Annotated in this window: 15 protein-coding genes and 1 tRNA gene; 11 read left to right on the top strand and 5 right to left on the bottom strand. The window is 71.1% G+C overall.

Going from position 1 to position 19,576, the window contains the following annotated elements; translation table 11 throughout:
* Nucleotides 1-26 precede the first annotated feature (26 nt).
* Nucleotides 27-1,022 (top strand): Gfo/Idh/MocA family protein, encoded by a 996-nt coding sequence (locus tag Dac01nite_RS02760; RefSeq protein WP_203653233.1) that lies wholly within the window; start codon nt 27-29, stop codon nt 1,020-1,022.
* 22 nt (nt 1,023-1,044) lie between these two features.
* Here Dac01nite_RS02760 and Dac01nite_RS02755 read toward each other — a convergent pair whose 3' ends face one another.
* Nucleotides 1,045-1,671: an SGNH/GDSL hydrolase family protein gene (locus tag Dac01nite_RS02755; protein WP_203653232.1), complete on the bottom strand. Its 627-nt coding sequence runs from the start codon at nt 1,669-1,671 to the stop codon at nt 1,045-1,047.
* Nucleotides 1,672-1,797: 126 nt separating this feature from the next.
* On the opposite strand from Dac01nite_RS02755, the gene tmk reads away from it, so the two are divergent.
* The 4 genes from tmk to Dac01nite_RS02735 all read left to right on the top strand — a co-directional run bounded on the left by tmk (nt 1,798) and on the right by Dac01nite_RS02735 (nt 5,313).
* The gene (gene tmk, locus Dac01nite_RS02750) at nt 1,798-2,493 is read left to right on the top strand and encodes a dTMP kinase (protein ID WP_203653231.1); all 696 of its coding nucleotides are present in this window, start codon (nt 1,798-1,800) and stop codon (nt 2,491-2,493) included.
* Nucleotides 2,490-3,632 (top strand): DNA polymerase III subunit delta', encoded by a 1,143-nt coding sequence (locus Dac01nite_RS02745; RefSeq protein ID WP_203653230.1) that lies wholly within the window; start codon nt 2,490-2,492, stop codon nt 3,630-3,632. Before tmk ends, Dac01nite_RS02745 begins: the two co-directional genes overlap by 4 nt.
* 9 nt (nt 3,633-3,641) lie before the next feature.
* Entirely contained in the window at nt 3,642-5,198 is a 1,557-nt protein-coding gene (locus Dac01nite_RS02740) for an alpha/beta hydrolase (protein ID WP_203653229.1), read from the top strand.
* A 39-nt stretch (nt 5,199-5,237) separates the two neighbouring features.
* A tRNA-Thr gene (locus Dac01nite_RS02735) sits at nt 5,238-5,313 on the top strand.
* Nucleotides 5,314-5,448: 135 nt separating this feature from the next.
* On the opposite strand, the gene Dac01nite_RS02730 is transcribed toward Dac01nite_RS02735, so the two are convergent.
* Nucleotides 5,449-6,912 carry an NAD-dependent succinate-semialdehyde dehydrogenase gene (locus tag Dac01nite_RS02730; RefSeq protein ID WP_203653228.1) on the bottom strand — a complete coding sequence of 488 codons (1,464 nt, stop codon included), beginning with the start codon at nt 6,910-6,912 and terminating at the stop codon, nt 5,449-5,451.
* Between the two features lie 141 nt (nt 6,913-7,053).
* On the opposite strand from Dac01nite_RS02730, the gene Dac01nite_RS02725 reads away from it, so the two are divergent.
* Nucleotides 7,054-7,902, top strand: a complete 849-nt coding sequence (locus Dac01nite_RS02725; protein WP_203653227.1) for a L,D-transpeptidase — start codon at nt 7,054-7,056, stop codon at nt 7,900-7,902.
* 161 nt (nt 7,903-8,063) lie between these two features.
* Here the strand turns inward: Dac01nite_RS02725 and Dac01nite_RS02720 are convergent, their stop codons facing one another.
* Nucleotides 8,064-10,628, bottom strand: a complete 2,565-nt coding sequence (locus tag Dac01nite_RS02720) for a hypothetical protein (RefSeq protein WP_203653226.1) — start codon at nt 10,626-10,628, stop codon at nt 8,064-8,066.
* 351 nt (nt 10,629-10,979) lie between these two features.
* Here Dac01nite_RS02720 and Dac01nite_RS02715 point away from each other — a divergent pair, with 351 nt between their 5' ends.
* The 5 genes from Dac01nite_RS02715 (at nt 10,980) to Dac01nite_RS02695 (ending at nt 16,613) form a co-directional block, all read left to right on the top strand.
* Entirely contained in the window at nt 10,980-11,648 is a 669-nt protein-coding gene (locus Dac01nite_RS02715; RefSeq protein WP_239066469.1) for an arsenate reductase/protein-tyrosine-phosphatase family protein, read from the top strand.
* Nucleotides 11,645-12,331 (top strand): arsenate reductase ArsC, encoded by a 687-nt coding sequence (locus Dac01nite_RS02710; protein WP_203653224.1) that lies wholly within the window; start codon nt 11,645-11,647, stop codon nt 12,329-12,331. Before Dac01nite_RS02715 ends, Dac01nite_RS02710 begins: the two co-directional genes overlap by 4 nt.
* A gap of 99 nt (nt 12,332-12,430) precedes the next feature.
* Nucleotides 12,431-15,310: an FAD-binding and (Fe-S)-binding domain-containing protein gene (locus tag Dac01nite_RS02705; protein ID WP_203653223.1), complete on the top strand. Its 2,880-nt coding sequence runs from the start codon at nt 12,431-12,433 to the stop codon at nt 15,308-15,310.
* Nucleotides 15,311-15,315: 5 nt separating this feature from the next.
* Nucleotides 15,316-15,867 carry an ElyC/SanA/YdcF family protein gene (locus tag Dac01nite_RS02700; RefSeq protein ID WP_203653222.1) on the top strand — a complete coding sequence of 184 codons (552 nt, stop codon included), beginning with the start codon at nt 15,316-15,318 and terminating at the stop codon, nt 15,865-15,867.
* Nucleotides 15,868-15,887: 20 nt separating this feature from the next.
* Entirely contained in the window at nt 15,888-16,613 is a 726-nt protein-coding gene (locus Dac01nite_RS02695; protein WP_203653221.1) for a CAP domain-containing protein, read from the top strand.
* 128 nt (nt 16,614-16,741) lie between these two features.
* Here Dac01nite_RS02695 and Dac01nite_RS02690 read toward each other — a convergent pair whose 3' ends face one another.
* Nucleotides 16,742-17,914: a polysaccharide pyruvyl transferase family protein gene (locus Dac01nite_RS02690; RefSeq protein WP_203653220.1), complete on the bottom strand. Its 1,173-nt coding sequence runs from the start codon at nt 17,912-17,914 to the stop codon at nt 16,742-16,744.
* A 104-nt stretch (nt 17,915-18,018) separates the two neighbouring features.
* Nucleotides 18,019-19,530 (bottom strand): HNH endonuclease signature motif containing protein, encoded by a 1,512-nt coding sequence (locus Dac01nite_RS02685; protein ID WP_203653219.1) that lies wholly within the window; start codon nt 19,528-19,530, stop codon nt 18,019-18,021.
* Nucleotides 19,531-19,576: the final 46 nt, after the last annotated feature.

Raw genomic sequence — 19,576 nt, 5'->3', positions numbered from 1 at the left:
GATCCGCCTCCTACTAGGCTGAAAGCATGACGACTCCAGAGCCGAAGTCCGCGCCCGCCATCCGCTGGGGAATCCTCGGCGCCGGCGGCATCGCCCACAAGATGGCGGACGCCATCATCCACCACACCGCCGGGGAGCTCGTCGCCGTCGGTTCGCGCACGCCCGGCAAGGCGGAGACGTTCGTGGCCGAGGTGGGCGCCGGCACGCCGTATGGCTCCTACGAGGAGGTCGTCAACGACCCGAGCGTGGATGCCGTCTATGTCGCGACCACGCACAACGACCACCATGAGCCCGCGCTGCTGGCGATCGAGGCCGGCAAGCACGTGCTCGTGGAGAAGGCCTTCACGCAGAACGTCGCGCAGGCCGAGCGGGTCATCGCCGCGGCGCGCGCCAAGGGTGTGTACGTGCAGGAGGCCATGTGGTCGCGCTTCCTCCCGCACCAGGCGGAGATCCGCGCGATCATCGAGCGCGGCGACATCGGCCAGGTCATCTCCGTGCAGGCGGACCACGGCCAGCACCTCACGCATGTGGAGCGCATGGTGCGCCCCGAGCTCGCGGGCGGCGCGCTACTGGACCTGGGCGTGTACCCCATCGCGTTCGCGCACGACATCCTCGGCGTGCCCGAGTCCATCACCGCCGTGGGCCAGCTGCGCGACACCGGCGTCGATGGCCAGGTGTCGATGGTGTTCCAGTACGACGGCGCCCAGGCGACGCTGCACACCACCATGGAGGCCGTCACCGGCGTCACGGCGGTGATCGCCGGAACCGAGGGCCGCATCGAGATCGACTCGATGTTCTACACGCCCACCACGTTCACCGTGAAGCGCAACGACGGCACGTCCTGGACCTACGACGGCCGCGTCCCCAACGGCTTCCAGTACGAGGCGGCCGAGCTCGCCCGCAACGTGGCCGCTGGGCGCACCGAGTCCGAGATCCTGCCGCTCGACCAGACCCTCGAGATCATGCGTCTCATGGACGAGGTCCGCGACCAGATCGGCCTGGTCTACCCCAACGAGAAGTAGCGCCGATGCGCGCGCCGGGCTGCTACGTGCCGTCGATGACGTGCGAGGTCAGCTCGGCGATCACCGCGTGGCCCTCGGCATTGGGGCTGCCGTCGACGGCGAGCAGCTCGGGACGACCGGCGAGCGGGTCGCCCAGGTCCACGTAGATCGCATCCACCTTGGCCGACTGCGTCTCGACGATGCGGTTGAGGTCCGCGACCGAGTGCACGCTGCGGCGGTCCGTGCCCACCGCGCCTACGGCGTAGATGGTGGCGTCGGGAAAGGTGTCGCGCAGGGTCACGAACGTCGCCTGCACGGCGGCCTCGATCTGGCCCAGATCCGCCCCCAGGTCGCTGACGCCCCCGGAGACCACGATCACGTCGGGGTCCTCCTCGAGCAGCCGGTCCACGCGCTCGCGGTAGGTGGTCGAGCAGCCGGGGCCCATCTGGGTGTAGCCCGAGCCATCGCAGCCGGCGTTGACCTCGCGCCAGCCGAAGTGCTGGGACACGAGGGTGGGCCAGCGGCTCTCGATCTGGTCGACGGGGAGAGCGACGCCCGCGGTGTCCGAGTCGCCCAGGAAGATGGCCGTGGGTGGGGCATCGGGCGCGCAGGCCATCAGCGGTGCGGTCAGAACCGCCACCGCCGCCATCAGACCCCAGCGCACCCTCATGCTTGCTCCCTCGGGCTTAGGTCTACTCCTGCGGCGTGCCCGAATCCAGCCCTGTGTGGCGTGTTGCACGTCTCGGGCACGCACTTGGGCGCCAGAGGTGTCCGCCGCCGCCGGTAGGTTGGTGCCATGACCGGATTCTTCGTGGTGGTCGAGGGCGGCGACGGCGTGGGCAAGACCACCCAGATCGACCTCCTGGCGGGGCTGCTGCGCGCGCCCGCAGGGGGTGGATTCGAGGTCGTCACCACGCGCGAGCCGGGCGGCACGCCCTTGGGTCAGGAGCTGCGCCAGGCGGTCATGCACGGCGATCACGTGGCGCCCCGCGCGGAGGCCCTGCTGTACGCCGCGGACCGCGCCCACCACATCCACACCAAGGTGCGGCCCGCCCTCGAGCGCGGCGCCGTGGTGCTGCAGGACCGCTACGTGGACTCCTCGATCGTCTACCAGGGAGGCGCCCGCGGGCTGGGCGAGGAGGTCGAGCGCATCTCGCGCTGGGCCACGGAGGGTCTGCTGCCGGACCTGACCATCGTGCTGGACATGGAGCCGGGCCCGGGGCGGCTGGACCGCGAGCTCGACCGGGTCGAGCGCGAGACCGCCGAGTACGCCGCGCTGATCCGCCAGGCCTTCCTGGACCTCGCGGCGCGTGAACCCGAGCGCTACGCCGTCATCGACGCCGCGCGCTCCGTCGAGGAGGTCGCGGAGGACGTCGCCAAGGCCACGGCCGATGCGATGGCGAGGGCCGGCGTGGGACCGGCCGATGCGCGGACTGCGCACGGCGGCTCTGCCTCCGGTGGCCTGGAGACCGAGCCGTGGGGCACCCCGTGAGCGTGTGGGACCAGGTCGTGGGCCAGGAGGCCGCGATCGCGCCGCTGCAGGCGGCGGTGGCTCAGCCAGCGGCGATGACGCATGCGTGGATCATCACCGGGCCGCCCGGTTCCGGACGCTCGCATGCGGCGCGTGCCTTCGCGGCGGCGCTGCAATGCCTCGAGGGAGGGTGCGGCACCTGCCGGGCCTGCACCACGGCGATCAGCGGCGCCCACGCGGACGTGACGGTGCTGGCCACGGAGAAGGTGACCATCTCGATCGACGAGGTGCGCGACCTGATCTCGACCGCGCAGAGCTCGCCCAGCGAGGGGCGGTGGCGCGTCATCATCGTCGAGGACGCGGACCGCATGACCGAACGCACGTCCAACGTGCTGCTCAAGTCCATCGAGGAGCCGCCTCCGCGCACCGTGTGGGTGCTGTGCGCGCCCTCCGGCGAGGACATCGCGGTGACCATCCGGTCGCGCTCGCGCAAGGTCAGCCTGCGCATGCCGGACCCGGAGGTGGTGGCACGGCTGCTGATCGAGCGCGACGGCGTGGAGCCAGAGCTCGCGCGTCAGTGCGCCTACGCAGCGCAGAGCCACATCGGCGTCGCACGGCGGTTGGCGCGCGATCCCGCCGCGCGGGCACGGAGGGACCAGGTGCTGGCGCTCGCGACGGACATCCGCGGCGTCGGGGACGCCGTGCTCGCCGCCGCAGACCTGGTGGCGGTCGCGGAGGAGGACGCCAAGGCCGCGACCGAGGAGCGCGACGTCGAGGAGCGCAACGCGCTGCTGCGCACCCTGGGCGCAGACGACGGCGGGCGCCTGCCCCCCGCGCTGCGCAGCCAGGTCAAGCAGCTCGAGGACGACCAGAAGCGCCGCGCCACCCGGCACAAGCGCGATGTGATGGACCGCGCGATCGTGGACCTCATGTCGCTGTACCGCGACGTCGCAGCGGTGCACGTGGGTGCGGCGCAGCCGCTCATCAACGAGTCCCATCGCGGCCACATCGAGGCGCTCGCGGCACGCACCGAGCTCGCGGACACCATGAGGTGCCTCGACGCGCTGTCGACCACGCGCGACAGGCTCGCCTCCAACGTGGCCCCGCTGCTCGCTCTCGAGGCGATGGCGCTTGCGCTGCGGCCCCGAGTGGCCGCGTAGGGTTTTCCCATGACGCCTCGCCTTGGCCGGTCCCTCGCTGTCGCCGCAGTCGCCGCGCTGCTCGTCGCCGGGTGCACCCCGGACAAGACGCAGATCTCGCCGGAGGACGGCGGCGAGGCCCAGCCCGGCCCCAGCCAGAGCGACGGCGGCGCGCCCGGCGACCCCAACGCATCGGCCGTCTACGACCAGGACGTCGACTGGAGCAGCTGCGGCGAGGACCTCGAGTGCGCGACGATCCAGGTCCCGCTGGACTGGTCCGAGCCGGACGGCGAGACCATCGACCTCGCGATCAATCGGGCACCCGCGCAGGACCCGGACGCGCGCATCGGCTCGCTACTCATCAACCCTGGTGGGCCGGGTGGCTCCGGCCTTGACTTCACCGAGTCCTTCGTCGTGTCCGCGGGCGAGGACCTGCTTGATGCGTACGACGTGGTGGGCTTCGACCCGCGCGGCGTGGGCGAGTCGACGCCGGTGATGTGCGGCAGCGACGAGGAGGTCGACGCCTACTACATCCCTGACCGCCCCATCCGTTCGCAGGCCGACGTCGACGAGTGGAACGAGCTCAACGCGAGCTTCGCGGCGCTGTGCCAGGCGGACTCGGGCGCGGTGGCCGCCAACGTCGACACCGTGAGCGTGGCGCGCGACATGGATGTGATCCGTGCCGTCCTGGGAGACGAGAAGCTGCAGTACCTGGGCTTCTCCTACGGCACGCAGCTGGGCGCGACCTACGCCGAGATCTACCCGGAGAACGTGGGGCGACTCGTGCTCGACGGCGCCGTGGACTTCCTGCTGCCGGAGGAGGAGATCGGGGCCGGCCAGGCGGAGGGCTTCGAGAACGCGCTCACCAACTTCCTGCGCTGGTGCACCAGCCGCGACGAATGCGCGCTGGGCGATGACGTCGACGAGGCGCGCGACGCCATCCAGGACCTCCTGGCCCAGGCGCTCGCGGACCCGCTTCCCACCGGCACCAAGTGGGACCTCAACGGCAACCTCATGGTCTACGGGATCGTGGTGACGCTCTACGACGAGGCGTCCTGGCAGTACCTGGACCTGGGGCTGGACGAGGCCGTGAACAGCGGCACCGGTTCCGTGCTCTACCAGCTGGCGAACTTCTACCTCGACCGCGACGGCGATTCCGGGGAGTACCTCGCGAACTCCACCTGGGCGTTCACGGCCATCAACTGCCTGGACGCCCTCCCGGACGAGCCGTGGACCTTCGAGGACATCGAGGAGTACCGCGCGCTCATGGAGGAGGCGTCGCCCACGTTCGGCTGGTGGTTCGCGTCCTCGACGGGCTGCGACAACTGGCCGTGGACCGCGGACGAGCACATCGAGTCGCTCGAGGCGGCGGCGACCGCCGAGCAGATGCTGGTGATCGGCACCACCAACGATCCGGCGACGCCGTACGCATGGTCGGTGTCGCTCGCGGAGCGCCTCGGCGCCGAGGTGCTGACCTACGACGGCGAGGGTCACACCGCCTACGGACGGTCCAACCAGTGCATCGTCGACGCGGTGGACGGCTTCCTCGTGGACGGTGAGATGCCGGATTCGGGAACTGAGTGCTGACCCGCTACTATGGTTCCTCGCACCGCGTATGCGATGCACGCCGCCTTAGCTCAGTCGGCAGAGCGATTCACTCGTAATGAATAGGTCAAGGGTTCGATTCCCTTAGGCGGCTCCACGAGGCCCGGTCCCCAGCGTTGGGGGCCGGGCCTTTCCCGTGGGTGCGCCACTGAGTGACCGATAGGGCGCAGCGAGGCGGCGGAACCGACACTCACGGACCGATGGGGCGCTCAGTTGGGGAGGGGGCGGCAGGCTAGGCCGGGGTCATCGTGTACTTGGTCTGCAGGTACTCATGGATGCCCTCCGCGCCGCCCTCGCGGCCCAGGCCGGACATCTTGACGCCGCCGAACGGCGCGGACGCATTCGAGATCACGCCCATGTTCAGTCCCAGCATCCCGGTCTCGAGCGCGTCGATCATGCGCTGTCCGCGCGCGAGCGACTCCGTGTAGGCGTAGGCCACCAGCCCGAACTGCGTGTCGTTGGCCATCGCCACCGCCTCCTCCTCGCTCGTGAAGGTCTGGATGGCCAGCACGGGGCCAAAGATCTCCTCCTCGAGTAGGTCGGCGTCGTCTGGCACGTCCGTGAGCACCGTGGGCGCATAGAACGCGCCGTCGCCGTCCACCGCGGCGCCGCCCGCGAGCAGCGTCGCCCCCTTGGCCACCGCATCGTCCACGAGGCGCGAGACCTTCTCCAGCGCATCGGCGTCGATGAGGGGGCCGATCTCCACGTCCTGCTCGGTGCCGCGGCCCACCTGCATGCTGGCCACGCGTTCGGTGACGCGGCGCGCGAAGTCGTCGGCCACGTCGCGGTGCACGATGAACCGGTTCGCGGCGGTGCACGCCTGGCCGATGTTGCGGAACTTGGCCTGGATGGCGCCGTCCACCGCCGCGTCGAGGTCCGCGTCCTCGAACACGACGAAGGGTGCGTTGCCACCCAGCTCCATCGACGTGCGCAGGATGCCAGGCGCGGACTGCTCGAGCAGCGAGGCGCCCACCGCAGTGGAACCAGTGAAGGACAGCTTGCGCAACCGTGGGTCGCGAACGATGGGCTCGGACACCTCGCTCGAGTGGGCCGAGGGGATCACGTTCACCACCCCGGCGGGCACTCCGGCCTCCTCCAGGAGCGACGCGACCATCATCGTGGTGAGCGGGGTCGAGGACGCAGGCTTCACCACCACGGTGCAGCCCGCCGCCAGTGCGGGCGCGATCTTGCGGGTGGCCATCGCGAGCGGGAAGTTCCACGGGGTGATGAGGAAGCACGGTCCCACGGGGTGCTGGGACACGATGGTGCGGCCGGTGCCCTCCGGGTTGGCCCCGTAGCGGCCGCTGATGCGCGCCGCCTCCTCGCTGAACCACCGCAGGAACTCGGCGCCGTAGGTGACCTCGCCCTGCGAGCCGGACAGCGGCTTTCCCATCTCCAGCGTCATGAGGAGCGCGAGATCATCGGCGCGCTCGGTGACGAGGTCGAAGGCCCGCCGCAGGATCTCGCCGCGGTCGCGCGCCGGCGTCGCGGCCCAGGCGGGGAACGCCTCGTGCGCGGCGTCGAGAGCGGCGATGCCGTCCGCCGCACCGGCCGAGGCGATGGTCCGCAGGGTGTCGCCGGTGGCCGGGTCCGTGACGTCGAGGGTGGCGCCGTCCGAGGCGGAGCGCCATTGCCCTCCGATGAACAGCCCCTCGGGCACGGCCTTCAGCACTGCATTCTCGTGATCGGCGGTCATGGTGGCTCCTTCGCGTAGGTTCACGAGGGTCAACGCGGCTCATCGATGGATCCATCCACGCCGCGCGGGCGCGCGAAGCGGCGTGTGCGCCGCGTGGGCGCCGGTCTAGAATCGGCATGCGTCCAAGGCTGGGGAGGGCCGATGCGTCACGGAGTTCACGGCGGTGCCGCTCGAGCGGCGGCGCGCGCCATCGCGGCCGCGGCCGCGGGCGCCCTCGTCCTCGTCCTCGCGGGATGCAGCGGGGGAGGCGAGGAGCCCACCGAGATCATCGCGAGCGGCACCCCCGTCCCCGAGGTGAGCGCGCCGGACCCCTCGGGCTCGCCCGACGGCGCGCGCGTGCCGTCCGTGGGCAATCCGCTCACCGCGATGATCGCGACGGCCAGCAGCGCAAGCGTGGACGTCTACGACGCCCCGGACGGCGCGCTGCAGCAGACCGTCGATGCGGAGGATGTGCTGACGGTCCCTGACCAGACGCCGTTGACGTTCCTGGTCGACTCCCAGCAGGGCGACTGGGTCAAGGTGCATCTGCCGGTGCGTCCCAACGGGATGATGGGCTGGATCCGCGCCGAGGACGTCGATCTCATCTCCACGGACATGCGCGTCGAGATCGCTCTGGATCGCTTCGAGCTGACGGTGTTCAAGGGCGCTGAGGAGGTGCTGACGTCCGCGATCGGAGTGGGACGCGCGGACCGCCCCACTCCCGGCGGCACCTACTACATCAGGGAGCTGCTGCAGCAGCCGGATCCGGGCGGCGTCTACGGGCCGTACGCCTACGGACTGTCCGGGTACTCCCCGGTGCTGGAGAGCTTCAACGGCGGCGACGCGGTGATCGGCATCCACGGCACCAACGAGCCGGACTCGATCGGCACGCTCGCCTCGAGCGGCTGCATTCGACTCCCCAATGAAGTGATCTCGCAGCTGGTGACGGAGGTGGGGCTGCCGCTGGGCGCCCCGGTCTACATCAGCGACGCGGACGCCGTCGCCACGTAGGCGACCCGGGCTCCACCACCTGAGCGTCCCATCGGTCCCTGAGGGTCGACGAGGGCTCCGGCGCGCGTCCTGGCGGTCACTCAGGGAAGCCCCCTGCCCAGCACAACGCCCGCCCCACCAGGAAGGTGGGACGGGCGCTGCGTGGACGCGAACTGAGGGGGTCAGCCCGCGTACGAGGCGACTGCCTGGACCGGCACTGCGGGCCGGGCCTCGGGCAGCGGCGGAGCGCCGGCGACCACGGTGAACTCGTCCGGCGGCACGGCCGCGCACTCAGGCGTGGCAGGCGGGTAGTTCACCGTGACGGTGGTCTCCGGGTTGACCTCCACGAGGATCTGGACGCCGTTGCGGGTCCAGCCGAAGTCCTCCTGCGGGTCGGTGACCTCGAGCCACTCGCCCAGCTCGTTCTGGACCCAGCCGGGCCAGTCGGTGGGCACGAAGGTGGCGGCGTCGAACGGGTCGATGTCCGCCTCCGTCAGGCCCTCGGCGGGAGCGACGGCGGCTCCGGGCCACAGGATGCGACCGGTGCCGAGTGGGTACGTGTCCGGCAGCGTGTAGTTGTCGCCGTCCGGGTTCACGAAGGTGATGGTGGCCATGGGCTCCTCACCCTCCTCGACGCCCTCGAGCGGGAGGCCATCGGGGTTGTTGACCACGATGCTGTAGTCCAGCCAGGGAGCGTCCGCGAGGCAGGTGCCGCCGATGAAGGATCCGGTGAGCGTGGGCTCGGCCGGCTCCTCGCAGCCACCGTTGAACTCCGCCTCCGCGTTCCAGAGCTTGTCGACCTCCGGGTTGAAGGTGGCCTCCATGATCTCCAGCGGCTGCCAGCCCTCCTGACCCTCGAAGCAGATCTCGATGGGCGTGCACTCGAGGCCGTTGACCCACACGATCGACCCGTCGGGAGCGATCCCGTGGTACGTCACGGGCTGCGGGCCCTGGTCGCCGTACTCGCAGTAGTGGTCGGAGGGCGGCTCGCAGTCACCGCTGGCGGTCGGGTAGGTCACGCCGGTGATGGTGGTCTCCGGGTTCAGCTCGATCGTGATGGTCGCCCCATCGCGAGTCCAGCCGTAGTTGTCGTTGCCCACGTTCTGGAGCACGCCGTCGATGTACTCCCAGCCGGGCCATGAGACCGGCACGCCGGAGCCGTCCTCGACGTAGCCGGGCCAGTCAGCGGTCCCGGTCCACAGCGGATAGTCGTTGGGGTCGATCGGGATGGTCCTGACCCACGGCGTGAACCCGTCCTTCGAGAACGTGATGGTGATCTCGGTGAGATCGTTCAGCTCGTCGGGGAGCTTGCCGTTGGGGTCGTTGAGATCCACGGTCCAGTCGAAGACGGGCACGCCGTCCACGCACTGGGCGACCACCTCGGACTCGTCGATGTCGTAGCAGTCCTCGCCCACGAGCTTGATGAAGCCGTGCGCCTTGTACAGCGGGCCGTCGTCGGGGCCGCCGCGCTGCGGGACCCACACGATGCCGTCGACGCGCAGGCGCTCGATCAGGTCATCGTCGAGGTAGCTGTCGACCTGGTAGCGGTCGATCTGGATCCACACCTCCTCCTCGCATGGAGGGACGTAGCCGCAGTCGTTCGCGGCGAGCTCCTCCCAGGAGTCGGCGGTGCCCAGGTGCGTCTGCGGGAAGGCGTTGGGTCCGGTCTGCGGGACCAGCGGGTAGTCGTCGCCGGTGCTGAACTGGGTGGACAGCACCTTTGCGCCGGTGGTCACGTCCGTGGGCACCAGCCAGCAGTCGTAGACGATGTAGTAGCAGTCGCCGTTCTCCTTGACGCTCCAGCCCTCAGGCACGGCGGTCAGGGGCGCGCCCTGCGCGTCCACACCGCCCAGGTTGGGGCAGAACTCCTCGACAGGACCGCAGTCGATGCCGTCGTACCACTCGGGCTCGTTCGCGTTGCCCTCAGTCTTGACGACCTTGTCCGAGGTCTGGGTCTGCTCGTTCCACACGCACACGTACTCCTTGGGCTGCCCGCAGTCCGTGTTCGGGTAGATGTCGGTCTCCGCGGCCTGCACGAAGATGATGCGGAAGTGCGTCCAGCCCAGCCAGTTCGGGTGCGACGCGAAGGTCTCGGTGTGGACCAGGTCGCCGTAGTCGGGGTGGTTGGTGTCGTAGTGCCAGCTCAGCTCGAGCGTGTCGCCGAACGGCTCGCCGTCGTCGTCCAGCTGCTTGAAGTGGATGTTGATGTGGTGGCCGTCGTAGAGGAACGGGTACTTCGCGGTCACCGACTCACAGGTGGGCTGGATCACGGGGTCGCCGCAGCTCGACGGGTCGAACTCCGGGTACTGGCCGATGCGGGGGTCTCCTGCCGGCACCTCGACCTGCGTGCCGTCGATGCACAGCGCGACCGGCTCGGGCGTGGCGCCCTTGCAGACGATCCAGTGGGAGATGGCCTTGTTCTCCGGAGCGGTGTAGGCGGTGCCCGCCGTGGGAAGCTCGTAAACCTTGTGAGGATCGGCAACGGAGGACAGGGAGCCGGCCTTCACGATGAGCACCTCCCAGCGGTCACCTGGCCAGTTCGCGTTGTACGGCTTAAGGGTCACGGTCTTCTTGTCCGCGCTGACCTTGCCGTGCGCGTTGTTGGCGGTGTCGCCGTACTTGTAGCAGGCAACAGCGTTCTCGTACTGAGCCTCCCAGTACTCGACCTTGTTCTTGTCACTGTCGCTCTGATCGGCGACGGCGGCCGGTACGGCCCAACCCACCAAGGCGAGCGCAGTGGCGCTCACCGTCGCAGCAATTCTTGTCCTCAGCTTCATCGCAGCCTCCCCAGCCTGTGGGGGCAGGTTGCCTACTTGGCCACCCCTCAGCGCCCCCTTCAGCCTCACGTTAGTGAGATTTCTCACACTGTCAACGTGGACGTGTTGCAGGAGTGACGCATGTGACACGGGTAGTGGCGTGTGACAAAACTCACACCGTTATCGGCGCAGCGCAGGGACGCTCCCAGAGCTGGGAGCGCCACGGCCTCGATGCTAGCGACCGTCGCCCCAGCGTCAGGCGCAATTCGGGCATACCGGGCGTGTCACCCACCGGCGGCGACGAGGGCAGTATCTCAATCAGAATTGAGGTACTATCACAGCGTGACGGATCGCCTCACCCTCCTGTCCGCCCTCGCGGATCCGCAGCGCCTGCGCATCGTCGACGCGCTCGCGCTGGGGGACACCTCGCCCACCGCGCTGAGCCGGGACCTCGACCTGCCGTCGAACCTCCTCGCCCACCACATCGGCGTGCTCACGGAGGCCGGCGTGGTGCGCCGCCGCCGCTCGGACGGCGACGGGAGACGCTCCTACCTGGCGCTCGACTGGGAGACGCCGCTGGTCGCCGCCACGGTGACGGGCTCGCCAGCCCTGGGCGCCTGCCGCGTGGTCTTCGTCTGCACCGCGAACGCTGCGCGATCGCAGTTCGCCGCCAGCCTCTTCGCGCGGCAGAGCGACGTGCCCGTCGCATCGGCCGGGACCCACCCCGCGGACCAGATCAACCCGTACGCCCTCGCCGAGCTCGACCGTCACGGACTCGGCCCCCTGGACTCGCGCCCGCGCGCGCTCGAGGACGCCGCCCGCGAGGGCGACCTCATCGTCGCCGTGTGCGACAACGCCTACGAGGATCTGGAGGGCCGCGCCCAATTGCACTGGTCCGTCCCCGACCCCGCCGCGACGGACGCCCCCGAGGCGTTCGCCGACTCCTTCGCCCAGATCGAGCCCCGCGTGCAGCGTCTCGCTGCCGCCCTCACCCCAGGAGCATCGTCATGACCGACCCCCTGCACCGCTTCCGCAGCCTCAGCATCGACCAGTCCTACGCCCTCGAGATCGCCGCCAAGCAGCTCGAGTCCGAGTTCGTGGGCACCTTCAACCGGGAGACCATCGAGCAGTTCCTGCGCAGCTCGTATGACGAGTTCGCCTCCCGCGCGACCGTGCCGAACTACCTGCCGCTGCTGGCCGAGCGCTTCGCCCGTCAGCGCCTGCACGCGCTCAGCCGCGTCGAGGCCGAGCACCACGACGGCACCCCCGTGGTGCTGTTCCTGTGCGTCCACAATGCAGGCAAGTCGCAGATGGCGCTGGGCTTCTTCGAGGCGATGGCGGGCACGCGCGCCATCGGCTGGTCCGGCGGCTCCGAGCCCGGCACGGCGCTGAACGAGCACTCGGTGGCGGCCATGCGCGAGGTCGGCATCGACATCTCCGGGGAGTTCCCCAAGCCCTGGACGGAGGAGACGCTCAAGGCGGCCGATGTGGTGGTCACCATGGGCTGTGGCGACGCCTGCCCCGTGTACCCGGGCAAGCGCTACCTCGACTGGGAGTTCGATGCGCTGCCCGGCACCTCGATCGAGAACGTGCGCCCGGTGCGCGACGAGATCGAGCGTCGGGTGGCGGCGCTGCTGGCCGAGCTGGGCGTGGAGCCGGCGGCGCTGCCGGGACGGGACCGCGCATCGGCGTGACGCGCTCGCCGGCGTTCCCGCGCGGCCCCTGAGCACACGGGCGTGACGGGCGTCGCCGGTGCGCAGCGATGCGGAACCAGCCAGGCGGCGCGTGGAACAATGACGCTCGTGACCACCACCGCCCCCGCGCCCCGCACCAGCGACGTCGCGGCGGCCCTGCGCGAGGCCATGGACGGTGAGGTCGACGCGGGCGCCCGCCGCCGCGCCGAATACTCCACGGACGCCTCCAACTACCGTGTGCCGCCCGCCGTGGTGGTGTTCCCACGGGACGCGAGCGACCTGATGGCGGCCTTGGACGCGGCGCGCGAGAGCGGTGCGAGCGTCACCATGCGCGGTGGCGGCACCTCGGTGGCCGGCAACTCCATCGGCCCCGGCGTGGTGATCGACACCAGCCGTCATATGAACCGCATCCTCGAGGTCGACCCGCAGGCGCGCACCGCTCGTGTGCAGCCCGGCGTCGTGCTGTCCGAGCTCCAGAAGGTCGCCGCACCGCATCAGCTGCGCTTTGGCCCGGACCCGTCGACCACCAACCGCGCGACGCTGGGCGGGATGATCGGCAACAACGCCTGCGGCCCTCACGCCGTCGCCCACGGCAAGACCGCCCAGAACGTGCACAGCCTGGACGTGGTCACCGGCGCCGGACAGCGCGTGACGGCGGGACCCGGCACGGCCGATGCCGTGGCGGGCCTGGCGGAGCTGGTGCGCGCGAACCTGGCGCTGGTGCGCACGGAGTTCGGCCGGTTCGACCGCCAGGTCAGCGGCTACTCGCTCGAGCATCTGCTGCCGGAGAGCGGCGCTGACCTCGCACGCTTCCTGGTGGGCACGGAGGGCACGCTGGCCACCACGCTCGAGGCGACCGTGCGGCTGGTGCCCATCGCTCCGGTGCGCATCACCCTCGCCCTGGGGTACGCGGACATGCCGGCGGCGGCCGATGCGGTGGTGCCGATCATGGCGCACGGCCCCCACGCGGTCGAGGGGCTGGACGCGCGGCTCGTGGAGCGCATCCGGCTCGCCAAGGGTGCGGATGCGATCCCGGACCTGCCTCCCGGGGCCGGGTGGCTGTTCGTCGAGGTGGGCGCGGACACCGAGGACGAGGCGCGGGACATCCTGGCGCGCGTCACCCGGGACGCGGGCACGCAGAGCGTGCGCGTGCTCGAGGATCCGCGCGAGGCCGCACGGCTGTGGGCCATCCGCGCGGACGGCGCGGGACTGGCCGGCCGCAGCTCGGAGAACAAGGAGTGCTGGCCCGGCTGGGAGGACGCCGCCGTCCCGCCGGAGCGCCTGGGTCAGTACCTGCGGGACTTCGACGACCTCATGGACAGCCATGGGGTGACGGGCCAGCCGTTCGGTCACTTCGGGGACGGCTGCATCCACGTGCGCCTGGACATCCCGTTGACCGAGTCCGGCCGCCCCCTGCGCGCGTTCATGGAGGACGCGGCCGCGCTGGTGGCGAGCCACGGCGGGTCGCTGTCCGGCGAGCACGGCGACGGTCGCGCTCGCGGCGAGCTGCTGAGCGCGATGTACTCGCCGGAGGCGGTCGCACTGTTCGGGCAGGTCAAGGCGCTGTTCGACCCGGCCGGTTCGCTCAACCCGGGTGTGATCGTGGACCCCGCGCCGCTGGACGCAGACCTGCGCCGGCCGGCCGCGCCGCGCACGCCGCGCAGCAGCGGGCTCGCGTTCGCGCACGATCACGGCGACCTCACCGAGGCCGTCCACCGGTGCACGGGCGTGGGCAAGTGCCGGGCCGATGCGATCGGCAGCGGGAGCGGCTTCATGTGCCCCTCGTACGCGGCCACGGGGGATGAGAAGGACGTGACGCGCGGGCGCGCCCGCGTGCTGCAGGACGCGATCAACGGCACGCTCGTGGGGGGCCTGACCGCGCCCGAGGTGCGGGAGAGCCTGGACCTGTGCCTGAGCTGCAAGGCGTGCAGCTCGGACTGCCCTTCCGGCGTGGACATGGCGGCGTACAAGGCCGAGGTGCTGCACCGGACCTACAAGAACAAAGCCAGGCCCCTGACTCACTACAGCATCGGGTGGCTGCCGCGGTGGCTCCGCGTGGTGGGAGTCGCCCCTCGCCTGGTCAACGCCCTGCTGCGCCCCGCGTGGATCCAGCGCGTCGCGGTGGGCGCCGCCGGGATGGACACGCGCCGCCGGCTGCCGGAGTTCGCCGCCACGCCCTTCAGGCGCAGCCAGGAGGCCAAGGCGAGGCGGGCATCGGCCGGGCGCGGTGGCCGCTCGACGCCCGTGCAGAGGACCCGGCGCCGCGTGGTGCTGTGGACGGACAGCTTCACGGACGGGCTGGACCCGGAGATCTCGCAGGCGTTCCTCACGGTGCTGGAGGACGCCGGCTTCGAGGTGATCGTGCCGGATGCCCAGGCGTGCTGCGGCGTCACCTGGATCTCCACGGGCCAGCTCGACGCGGCGCGGCGCCGGCTGCAGGACCTGCTGCAGATCCTGGGCCCCTACGCGATCAACGGCATCCCGATCATCGGCGTGGAGCCCTCCTGCACCGCGACGCTGCGCAGCGACCTGACGGAGCTGCTGCCCGAGGACCCGCGCGCTGCCGCCGTCGCCACGGGCACCTACACGCTGGCGGAGGTTCTGACGGGTCGCGCCCCGGTGCAGCCGCGCCGCGACTGGCAGCCGCCGCGGCTCGACGGCGTCGATCTGGTGGTCCAGCCTCACTGCCACCAGTACAGCGTCACCGGGTTTGGCGCGGACCGTGAGCTGCTGGCCAGCCTGGGCGCGACGGTCACCGAGACCTCCGGCTGCTGCGGGCTGGCCGGAAACTGGGGCACCGAGAAGGGCCACTACGACGTCTCCGTGCAGGTCGCGGAGAACTCGTTGCTGCCGGCGCTGCGCGAGGCGCCGCAGCACTCGGTCTACCTGGCGGACGGCGTCAGCTGCCGCACGCAGGCGGATGAGCTTGCCGGCGTCCAGGGCCGCCACCTCGCCCAGCTGCTGGCGGAGCGGCTCTGAGTCCCGTGCGCCGCTGGCTGGTGGGCGCGGGCGTCGCTGCGGTGGCGATCGCCCTGGCCGGCATCCCGGTGTATGTGCTGCCCGCCACCGACGAGCCCGGCCTCGTAGACGTGATCTTCGTGATTGGACCCCCTACGGACGCGCGCATGGACGTCGCTCTCGGAATGGCCGAGCAGGGCCACTCGGATGCGCTGATGGTGAGCCTCGACCCTGCGGAGAGCGACGAGTACCCGCAGGCGGCGCGCGTGTGCGCGGGGGACTGGGGCGACGCTCTGCCGGCGGACGCCACGGTGCTGTGCATGAAGCCAGACCCCTTCACCACGCGGGGTGAGGCACGCGACCTGGACGCGGCGATGGCGGCACAGGGCTGGGAAAGCGCGGCCGTCGTCACGCTCACCCCGCACGTGAGCCGGGCCCGCATGATCATGGAGCGCTGTGACACCGGCGAGGTGTCGATGATCGACTCCGGGGAGGCGCTCGCGCCGTGGTACTGGGTGTACCACTACGCGTACCAGAGCGCCGGCTACGCGAAGGCATTCGTTCTGCAGGGTTGCTGATCCAATGCGACAGTAGGTGGATGCGCGCAGTCAGAGGTGACGGGCCGCGTGGGGGCGCGGCGAGGATGTCGCGCGCCCTCGTGATCGCCGGCGCGACCGCCGTGCTGGTGGCCGGCTGCGCGTCCACCGAGGCTGGAGTCGACGCGACCGGCAGCCCTCTGCCCACGGGTACCACGCTGCCGGAGAAGCAGGTTCCCCTGGTCGCGCCGTCCGGCGAGGCGACGGCCGATGCGCAGGAGGGGTCGAGCGTGCAGGCGAACCCGTCCGCGTCCCCCGAGGTGGCGGGGGTGCAGGACGGTGCGGACGCGGGCGCCGCGGAGGAGAACCAGGACGAGCGCAGCCTGGACGAGCGGGCGGAGGCCATCGCGCGCGACATCTTCGACCTGGCGAACGCGGCTCGCGCCACCGAGGACGAGGCCGCTCTCGAGTGGACGGACTGCGCGGCGGACCAAGCCGTGGAGCGGGCGGAGGAGGCCTTGACCAAGGATGAGCTCGAGCACGAGAAGCTCGAGTTCGACTGCACTGCGAGCGTGGTGGGCGAGAACCTGGTGCGCGGCGACGGCCCGGCGCGGGCTCTGCACCAGCTGTGGATCGACTCCGAGAGCCACCGCGAGAACATCATGAATGACGACTTCGAGAAGCTGGGGGTGGGCTGCGTCGCTCACGCGGTGGGCGACCGCACCGAGCCGGCCGCCGATGCCGCGAGCATCGGCGGCTGGGTCTGCTCCCAGATGTTCTACGGATAGACGCGCGGCGCCTGTGGCGCCGCACGAGCCGGGGGAGGCGGCTTCGGTTCCCCTTCGTGGGCAGGGCCCACGCGGGGAGCTGGAGCCGTCCCGGCCCGGGCGCGCAGGGGGCCATGCCGCGCCGGCGGCTACAGCGACAGCGACTCGCGCAGGAACGCGATGGAGCCTGCGCGTGCTGCGTCCACCTCGCGCCCCACCGCATCCCAGTCGATGGGCTGGGACAGGCGGGACTCGAGGAACTCCGCACCGCCCTCCGCGACCTGGTCGAGCTCCACGAAGTGCGGCGCGAGCGAGGGCAGCTGCGCGAGCGACGCGAAGCGGTCCGCGCCGCGGGACCAGTTGACGATCGCCACGAATGGCCGGCGATGCACCAGCGACAGCACCGTGCCGTGGAAGGAGTCCGTGACCACGCGCCGGCCGTGCGCGAAGCCTCGCAGCCAGTCCGTCACGTGCGCCACCGAGTACGCGGCCGGGTCCCGGCGGTACTCCTCCACGCTGCGGGGCGCGGGCAGCGGCAGTCGCACGCTAGGGACGGACGATGCCGCGGCCAGGCCGTCCAACGCCTGAGCGATCGCGGGCGAGCCGTCCAGCACGTATGCGTAGTCGAACACGGCGGCGCCTTCGCGCTGGCGCTCGAGCTCGGGATGCTCGAACGCACGCCCGGGGGCGAGCGCTGCGTAGTCCGCCGGGTCGAGCAGCATCACGGGGTCGAGGTTGTGGGCCGCCTCGAGACCCCAGGTTGCGGCGATCTGCTCCACGGCGGCGGTCTCGCGCACGCCGATGGCGTCGAACAGTCGCAGCTGCCTGCCGGCCAGCGCGAGGTCCGCGGCCGAGTACTCGGCGCGGGGATCCGTGCCGAAGGAGGCGGCATACGCGACTCGGGGACGGGCATCGGCCGCGTCGAGGAAGTCGAGGTAGAAGGAGCCCAGCTGGCTGTACGGCTTGCGCCACACCTGGTCGCTGCCCACCACGAACGCCTGCGCGTCCTCGATCACGGAGCGGCGCGGGCGGGACAGCCCGTCGTACAGCGACACCAGGTCCACGTGCTCGTTCAGGAAGCGCGAGACCACGGGGCGGTAGCGGGCGCGGCTGACCTCGACCATCATCTGCGGGCGCGGCTGGAGGCGGCTCTTGACGCGGCGCGCGTGGTGCTTGGCGAGCTGCTGGGGCGTGCGCCAGCATGTCGCGTCGGTCCGTGGACTCGCCCCCAGCTGCTTCATCACAGTCTGGAGCGCGAATGCTTGCAGCATGCCCCCGTAGTTTCCGCGGTCCAGCGGCAGGGTCCTGATGAGAACGCGCATCGTCGCTCCCCCCGGTTCGACCATCGATGCGTCGCGCTCAGAGTAGAGGCCGATTTGTCCGTTTCGCTAGGGCGTGGCGCCGCGACGCCGGTTTCTTGCGTGGGCTACGTGATGCTTGCGGCTGCCGCGGACATTCTCTCCGCACCGACGTCGGGCCGCTCGCCAGGCGCCGGTCCTGGTCGCGCGAGCATCTCGCGTTCGTTCGCGGTGAGCCCGAATCGTGCGCGACCGCCCTGCCGTGGTTGCCGTTGGGGATCGACGCTCGCGGGCGGCACGAACCACACCTCGGTGGCGCTCGCGCGTATCTCCCACGCTGCCCCGTGCACCGTGTGGTGGCATGCCACGCACAGCATCACGCCGTTGCTGAGGTCGGAACGTCCCGCGTCCCGGTTCCACCAGCGAATGTGGTGCGCCTCGCAGTGGCTGGGCGGCGCGCCGCACATCGCGCAGCCGCCGTCGCGCTCGACGAGTGCGACGCGCTGTGCGGGCGTGAACTGGCGCTTGGCGCGGCCCACGTCGAGTGACTCGCTCGCGCCTCCCAGCACCACCGGCAGGTACTGCGCGTCCACCGCGAGCTGGCGCAGCTCGCCTGCGGACAGCACGCCGCCGGCGCCGTCGATCTCTGCCGCTCCTGCGCCGCGTCGCAGGTCCTCGAGTCCCATGCGCACCACGACGGTGGTGGTCGCGTGAGCGATGGGGGCGGCGTCGCACCCCAGGAAGTGCCGTGCCATGGTGGCGAGGGCATCGGCCCTCATCTGCCCTGCCGTCCGCGTGTCCACGGCGAGCGCGTTTCCGTCACGCTGCTGGCGGAAGCCCTCCTTCACGAGCGCGTCGAGCACAGTCCGTAGGGGCGCAGCGCTGCGCGGATCGAGCTTCGCGCGAATCTCGACCATGCCCTGGGCATCCTCCGTCACCGTCACGTAGCGCTCCTGCGCCATGCGCTGCTGGCGTGCCTGCGCCGCCTCCGCCCGCAGCCAGCTGAGATGGCGGCGCACCACGTCCTGGAAGCGCTCGGCGGACAGGCCGGGGGCCTTGCTCACCAGCAGTCGCTCGACCTCCGCCAGGCGGTCGCGAGCGTACAGAGCGCTGACCGAGTCGAGCATCCGGGTGATGGTGCTCGCCGCATCGACCCCGATGCTTCCCCGTGCGAGGGCGGCGGCGACGGCGGGGTAGACGGGATCGGGTGCCTGGGGGGCAGGGCGGCCCTGCGCGGCGGCCTCCCGCTCGCGCCTGGCCTGCTCGTTCGCCTCGGCCATCGCCCGGCCCGCCTCGATGAGCGTGCGCGCCTCGCGCCGTGACCCGCCGGTCTCCTGCGCGATCATCGCGGCCGGGTCCCGGAAGCCGTTCTGGCGCGACAGGCCACCCACGCCGTCCTGGGGCCGCGACCGGCGCCCGATCTCCCCGCTTGCGGCCGCACGCACGAGGTTGAGGGCGGTCTGCGATCGAGTGAGCGAGCGCTGGACCTCCATGAGCGCACCGTCGCCCAGTCCTTGGAGCGTCCCCTTCGCCACGGGCTCCCGCAGCCGTTCGAGCAGCGCGCACACGTGCTCGAGCGCATCGCGCAGCTCAAGCGACCCGCTCTCAGCGGGCCGCTCGACGAGGGTGGGGCTGCTCATGAATCCACCCAACCAGAGCCCTCTGACATTCCATCGTGCCTGGCAG

The organism is Demequina activiva (genome assembly GCF_016862815.1).
Taxonomy (GTDB): Bacteria; Actinomycetota; Actinomycetes; order Actinomycetales; family Demequinaceae; genus Demequina; species Demequina activiva.
Note: the sequence above shows the minus strand (reverse complement) of the source record. Positions and strands in the feature narration are given on the sequence as shown.

What these genes read in the sequence shown, in the direction of transcription:
- Dac01nite_RS02730 (WP_203653228.1), bottom strand. Translation starts at nt 6,912, where the DNA reads ATGACCGCCGATCACGAGAATGCAGTGCTGAAGGCCGTGCCCGAGGGG.
- Dac01nite_RS02685 (WP_203653219.1), bottom strand. Translation starts at nt 19,530, where the DNA reads ATGAGCAGCCCCACCCTCGTCGAGCGGCCCGCTGAGAGCGGGTCGCTT.
- Dac01nite_RS02705 (WP_203653223.1), top strand. Translation starts at nt 12,431, where the DNA reads ATGACGCTCGTGACCACCACCGCCCCCGCGCCCCGCACCAGCGACGTC.
- Dac01nite_RS02695 (WP_203653221.1), top strand. Translation starts at nt 15,888, where the DNA reads ATGCGCGCAGTCAGAGGTGACGGGCCGCGTGGGGGCGCGGCGAGGATG.
- Dac01nite_RS02710 (WP_203653224.1), top strand. Translation starts at nt 11,645, where the DNA reads ATGACCGACCCCCTGCACCGCTTCCGCAGCCTCAGCATCGACCAGTCC.
- Dac01nite_RS02740 (WP_203653229.1), top strand. Translation starts at nt 3,642, where the DNA reads ATGACGCCTCGCCTTGGCCGGTCCCTCGCTGTCGCCGCAGTCGCCGCG.
- Dac01nite_RS02725 (WP_203653227.1), top strand. Translation starts at nt 7,054, where the DNA reads ATGCGTCACGGAGTTCACGGCGGTGCCGCTCGAGCGGCGGCGCGCGCC.
- Dac01nite_RS02690 (WP_203653220.1), bottom strand. Translation starts at nt 17,914, where the DNA reads ATGCGCGTTCTCATCAGGACCCTGCCGCTGGACCGCGGAAACTACGGG.
- Dac01nite_RS02755 (WP_203653232.1), bottom strand. Translation starts at nt 1,671, where the DNA reads ATGAGGGTGCGCTGGGGTCTGATGGCGGCGGTGGCGGTTCTGACCGCA.
- tmk (WP_203653231.1), top strand. Translation starts at nt 1,798, where the DNA reads ATGACCGGATTCTTCGTGGTGGTCGAGGGCGGCGACGGCGTGGGCAAG.
- Dac01nite_RS02760 (WP_203653233.1), top strand. Translation starts at nt 27, where the DNA reads ATGACGACTCCAGAGCCGAAGTCCGCGCCCGCCATCCGCTGGGGAATC.